A 5,307-nucleotide genomic window follows, 5' to 3' on the forward strand; every position below is an offset into this window, starting at 1 on the left:
CAGGCCCAGATCGAACCGCTCCACCAGCGGGTGCCCCTCCGTTCCGGCCGGTTCCGGCGTCCGCTGCGCCCGCGCGGCGCGTGCCGGCAGCAGGGTGGGGAGGGCGAGGGCGGCGCCCAGCAGCGCCCGGCGCGCGGGGTTCATGTGCCTTCCCCCAGCGCGTGCTGCACAAGGCTGACCCAGTAGGCGGCGCCGACCGGCAGCAGCGCGTCGTTGAAGTCGTAGCGGGGCGTGTGGACGTGGTGGAAGCTGCCATCCGCCGCCACGCCATTGCCCACCAGGATGAAGGCACCGGGGCGGGCCTGGAGCATGTAGGCGAAATCCTCGCCCGCCGTGATCGGCGGATAGTCGGTGTCCACCTGCACCGCGCCCGCCAGCGCGGCGGCGGCGCGGGCGGCCAGCGCCACCTCCGCCGCCGTGTTCACCAGCGCCGGGTAGTCGTGCCGGTAATCCACCTCGGCCGCGCAGCCATGCGCGGCGGCCAGCGCCTCCGCCAGCTCGCGCAGGCGGCGGCCCATGGTCTCGCGGATCTCGGGGCGGAAGGAGCGGCCGGTGCCGGAGACGCGCGCCTCGGCGGGGATGACGTTCGGCGCCCGCGCGTCGCCGGCGGCGATGTGGCCGACGCTCAGCACCCCCGTCTCCCGCGCCGGCAGGTTGCGGCCGATGACGCCCTGCAACGCGCCGATGAAGGCGGCCAGCGGCTGGGTCGGGTCGGTCGCGCGGTGCGGCACGGCGCCATGCCCGCCGCTGCCACGGAAGACGACCGACCAGGTATCGACATTGGCCAGCATCGGCCCGGCGCGCAGGCCGAAGCGGCCCAGCGCCAGCCCCGGCTCGTTGTGCAGGCCGAACACGGCATCGGCGGGGAAGCGCTCGAACAGCCCTTCCTCCACCATGCGCCGCCCGCCGCCGAGGCCCTCCTCGGCGGGCTGGAAGATGAAGTGGACGGTGCCGGCGAAATCCGGGTTCCGCGCCAGCTCCTCCGCCGCGCCGAGCAGCATGGTGGTGTGCCCGTCATGCCCGCAGGCATGCATCACCCCGGGCGTGGCCGAGGCGTAGGGCAGGCCGGTGGCTTCCTGGATCGGCAGGGCGTCCATGTCGGCGCGCAGCGCGATGCCGCGCGGCCCCGGCCGGCGCCCGCGCAGCGTGCCGACGACCCCGGTGCCCGCCAGCCCCTCCTCCACCGCGATGCCGCAGGCGCGCAGCCGGGCGGCGACGCGCGCCGCCGTGCGCCGTTCCTCGAAGCCCATCTCGGGGTGGCGGTGCAGGTCGTGGCGGAAGGCGGCGAGATCCTGCTGCCGGGCCGCGAGACGTTCGCTCAGGTGCTGCAAGGTGTGTGGCTCCGCTGGGCTGGGGGAGAGGACCGGTGGATGGCGCGTCAGCGCGGGCCGGGCGCGGCCATGGTTGCGGCCGGCCGCCCCCACATGGAGAGCGAGACGGCCAGCAGCATCAGCGCCACCAGCAGGTAGGGCAGGCTGTGGCCGAGCATGTAGAGCAGGCTTCCGGCCACCGGCCCCAGCACCATGCCGAGGCCCTGCGCCGCGCCGGCCGCGCCGGCCGCGCCGCCCTGCTCCTGCGGCCCCACGGCGTTGGCGACCATCGCCGAGAAGGCAGGGAACACCCAGCCCATGCCGGCCGCCGCCACGAAGTAGCAGGCCCCCAGCATCCAGCCCTGGGTGGCGAGCGCGACGCTGCCGAAGCCGGCCGCCGCGACCAGCGTGCCGAGGCCGATCATCCGCGCCGGGGCGATGCGGAGCCGCGTGGCCAGGGCCTGCGACAGCACCAGGGCGAGGCCCACCAGCATCAGCGCCGTGCCCGCCGCCTCCGCCGCCGCGTCGGGCGCCAGGCCGAGGCGGTCCAGCGCGTAGAAGCCGATGGTGACCTGCGCGATGGCCACGCTGAACATGGCGGTGAAGCCGGTGATGAGCGGGTGGCGCAGCCGCGCGTCCCACAGCGGCAGCGCCTTGCGCGGCGGGCGTGGCTGCGCGGGCTGCGCCGGCACCAGCCGCCACAGCACCAGCAGCGCCAGGGGCGGCAGGGCCGCCGTGAAGAGCAGCGGCACGCTCAGCCCGTACTGGACCAGCAGCGCCGCCAGCGCCGGCCCGACCACCAGCCCCGCGCCGCTGCCGGTGCCGAGCAGGGCCATCGCCGCCGCCCGGCGCTCGGGCGGCACCCGGTCGGCGATCAGCGCGCCGCTGGCGGCGGGAATGGCCGCGTAGGTGCCGCCGACCAGGGCGCGGCCCAGGGCCAGCCCGAGGAAGGCCAGGCCCGCCGGCAGCTCCCAGCGCAGCGTCGCGTCGATCATCAGGCACAGCGCCCAGTAGGAGAGGGTGAAGCCCAGGGCGCCGGCCAGCAGCACCGGCCGGCGGCCGTGCCGGTCGCTGGCCAGGCCCCAGGGGCGCGCGCCCAGCATCCACATGACGCCCGATGCGGAGACGGCCATGCCGGCCTGCCACGGCGCCAGCCCCGCCACCCGCGCGATGGGGCCAATGAGGGCGACGAAGGCCATCATCGCCATGCTGCCGGAGAAGGTGGTGGCCATCAGCGCCAGCAGGACCCTGTCCTTCTGCGGGAGCGGTGCACCGGCGGCGGCGCCATCGTCATGGGTCATGGTCGGTCCTTGGCGCGGTGCCGGGGCGGGGCCTGGGGAAGGCGGGCTGGCGTGGGCCTGCCGTGCCCCGCGCAGGCCGCCAATGGCCGCAGACGTGATAATGCGACCAATTCGCGATTGGCAAGGGCTGCCCCGCCTGCCCGCCGCGGCTCAGGGGTGCCCCGCCCTGGCGGCCCTCTCCGGCGCAGGCTCGGGTGCGCTGCCGCCGAACAGGCCGATATGCGCGTCGCCCCATCGCTTCAGGGCGCCGAGGACCGGCTCCAGCGTGCGGCCGAGCGGCGAGAGGTTGTATTCCACCCTGGGTGGCACCTGGGCATAGACGGTGCGGGTGACCAGCCCGTCCTGCTCCAGCTCGCGCAGCTGGTTGGTCAGCGTGCGCTGCGTGACGCCGGGCAGCCGCCGGCGCATCTCGTTGAAGCGCATCGTGCCTTCGAGCAGGTGGAACAGGATGACGCATTTCCACTTGCCGTCGATCAGGCTGACGGCCGCCTCCACCGGGCAGCCGGGGTTGCAGTCCAGCCGGGAATGGCGGGGCTTGGCCATGGGCGGTATCCATCTCGACACTAGGGGCGGTGCTTGTGCGTATCGACGCGAGGCGCCGGAACCTTACCTTCCGGCCGGAAGCATTGCGAGGAGCAGCCCCATGAAGGCCATCGCCTACCAGACCGCCGGCGCCATCGACCGCCCTGAGTCGTTGCAGGATATCGAGCTGCCGCGCCCCGAGCCGACGGGGCGGGACCTGCTGGTGCAGGTGCGGGCCGTGTCGGTGAACCCGGTGGACACCAAGGTCCGCCGCAGCGCCTCCGCCGAGGCCGGCCAGTGGAAGGTGCTGGGCTGGGACGCCGCCGGCACGGTGGTCGCCGCGGGTCCGGAGGCCAGCCTGTTCCGGCCCGGGGACGCCGTGGCCTATGCCGGCTCGATCATCCGCCCCGGCACCAACAGCGAGTTCCACCTGGTGGATGAGCGGATCGTCGGCCGCAAGCCCGCCAGCCTGTCCGACGCCGAGGCGGCGGCCCTGCCGCTGACCGCCCTCACCGCCTGGGAGGCGCTGTTCCACCGGCTGGAGGTGGCGCGCCCGGTGCCCGGCGCCGGCCGCGCCATCCTGATCATCGGCGGGGCGGGCGGCGTCGGCTCCATCGCCGTGCAGCTGGCCCGCCGGCTGACGGACCTCACCGTCATCGCCACGGCCTCCCGCCCCGAGACCCAGGCCTGGGTGCGGGAGATGGGCGCGCACCATGTGCTGGACCACCGCCAGCCCCTGGCGGCGCAGGTGGCGGCGCTCGGCATCGGCGCGCCCGCCTTCGTCTTCTCGACCACGGAAACGCACCAGCACCTGGCCGAGATCGCCGAGCTGATCGCGCCGCAGGGCCGCTTCGCCCTGATCGACGACCCGGAGACGCTGGACGTGAACCGCTTCAAGCGGAAATCCGTCTCCATCCATTGGGAGCTGATGTTCACCCGCTCCCTGTTCCAGACGGCCGACATGGACGAGCAGGGCAAGCTGCTCAACGAGGTGGCGCGGCTGGTGGACGAGGGCACGCTGCGCACCACCCTGGCCGAGCATATGGGCCCCATCAACGCCGCCAACCTGAGGCGCGCGCACGCGCTGATCGAGACCGGCAAGGCGCGCGGCAAGATCGTGCTGGAGGGCTTCGGCGGCTGAGGGCGCCGCGCCGGTGCCGGGCCGCCTCCCACGGAAGGCGGCCCGGCGATGCGGGCGATGAGCCGGCAAGGGGGGCCGGCAAGGGGGGAGCGCCCGTGGCCGGCGGCCCAGGGAAGCGCCGGAATGGACAAGAATTTTCCCCCCGCAAGGCCGATAGATGGCGCGCATGACGGCCACGCCACGGGACGCACCATCGCCGCAGCCTGCGGACGATCACGGTGGCCAGCCGGGCACGACGATCCGATCCACGCAGGAGCCAGAACGATGACCACCTTCACCACCGCGGATGGCACCGAGATCTTCTACAAGGACTGGGGGAGCGGGCAGCCGGTGGTCTTCCACCATGGCTGGCCACTGAGCAGCGACGACTGGGACGCGCAGATGCTGTTCTTCCTGGCGCAGGGCTACCGCGTCGTCGCGCATGACCGCCGGGGCCATGGCCGCTCCACCCAGACCGACAGCGGCAACGAGATGGACACCTACGCGGCCGATGTCGCCGCGCTGGCGGCGCATCTGGACCTGCGCGACGCCATCCATGTCGGGCATTCCACCGGCGGCGGCGAGGTGGCGCGCTACGTGGCGCGGCATGGCGGCGGCGGGCGCGTGGCCAAGGCGGTGCTGATCGGCGCCGTGCCGCCGGTGATGGTCAGGAGCGAGAAGAACCCGGGCGGCCTGCCGCTCGAGGTGTTCGACGGCTTCCGCGCCGCCCTCGTCGCGAACCGGGCGCAGTTCTTCCGCGACATCCCGGCGGGCCCCTTCTACGGTTTCAACCGCCCCGACGCGAAGGTCTCGCCGGGCGTGGTCGACAATTGGTGGCGCCAGGGCATGATGGGCGGCGCCAAGGCGCATTACGACTGCATCAAGGCCTTCTCGGAAACCGACTTCACCGAGGACCTCCAGGCGATCGACGTGCCCGTGCTGGTCATGCATGGCGAGGACGACCAGATCGTGCCGATCGCGGATTCCGCCCTGCTTGCCATCCGGCTGCTGAAGCACGGCGCGCTCAAGACCTATCCCGGCCTGTCGCACGGCA

At 73.8% G+C, this 5,307-nt stretch carries 5 protein-coding genes; 2 read left to right on the forward strand and 3 right to left on the reverse strand.

The window, feature by feature from the left end; genetic code table 11:
* Positions 1–140 precede the first annotated feature (140 nt).
* From ACZJYS_RS22350 to ACZJYS_RS22360, 3 genes are all read right to left on the reverse strand, one after another.
* Positions 141–1,331 carry an amidohydrolase gene (locus ACZJYS_RS22350; protein ID WP_493180374.1) on the reverse strand — a complete coding sequence of 397 codons (1,191 nt, stop codon included), beginning with the start codon at positions 1,329–1,331 and terminating at the stop codon, positions 141–143.
* Positions 1,332–1,378: 47 nt separating this feature from the next.
* Positions 1,379–2,611 (reverse strand): MFS transporter, encoded by a 1,233-nt coding sequence (locus ACZJYS_RS22355; RefSeq protein WP_493180375.1) that lies wholly within the window; start codon positions 2,609–2,611, stop codon positions 1,379–1,381.
* 150 nt (positions 2,612–2,761) lie between these two features.
* Entirely contained in the window at positions 2,762–3,154 is a 393-nt protein-coding gene (locus tag ACZJYS_RS22360; RefSeq protein ID WP_493180376.1) for a winged helix-turn-helix transcriptional regulator, read from the reverse strand.
* A 100-nt stretch (positions 3,155–3,254) separates the two neighbouring features.
* On the opposite strand from ACZJYS_RS22360, the gene ACZJYS_RS22365 reads away from it, so the two are divergent.
* On the forward strand, positions 3,255–4,274 hold the full coding sequence (locus ACZJYS_RS22365; protein ID WP_493180377.1) for a zinc-binding alcohol dehydrogenase family protein: 1,020 nt from the start codon (positions 3,255–3,257) through the stop codon (positions 4,272–4,274).
* A gap of 264 nt (positions 4,275–4,538) precedes the next feature.
* A partial coding sequence (locus ACZJYS_RS22370) for an alpha/beta fold hydrolase (protein WP_493180378.1) occupies positions 4,539–5,307 on the forward strand: 769 nt, incomplete at its 3' end.

It is taken from the genome of Roseomonas sp. TS2 (genome assembly GCF_058833935.1).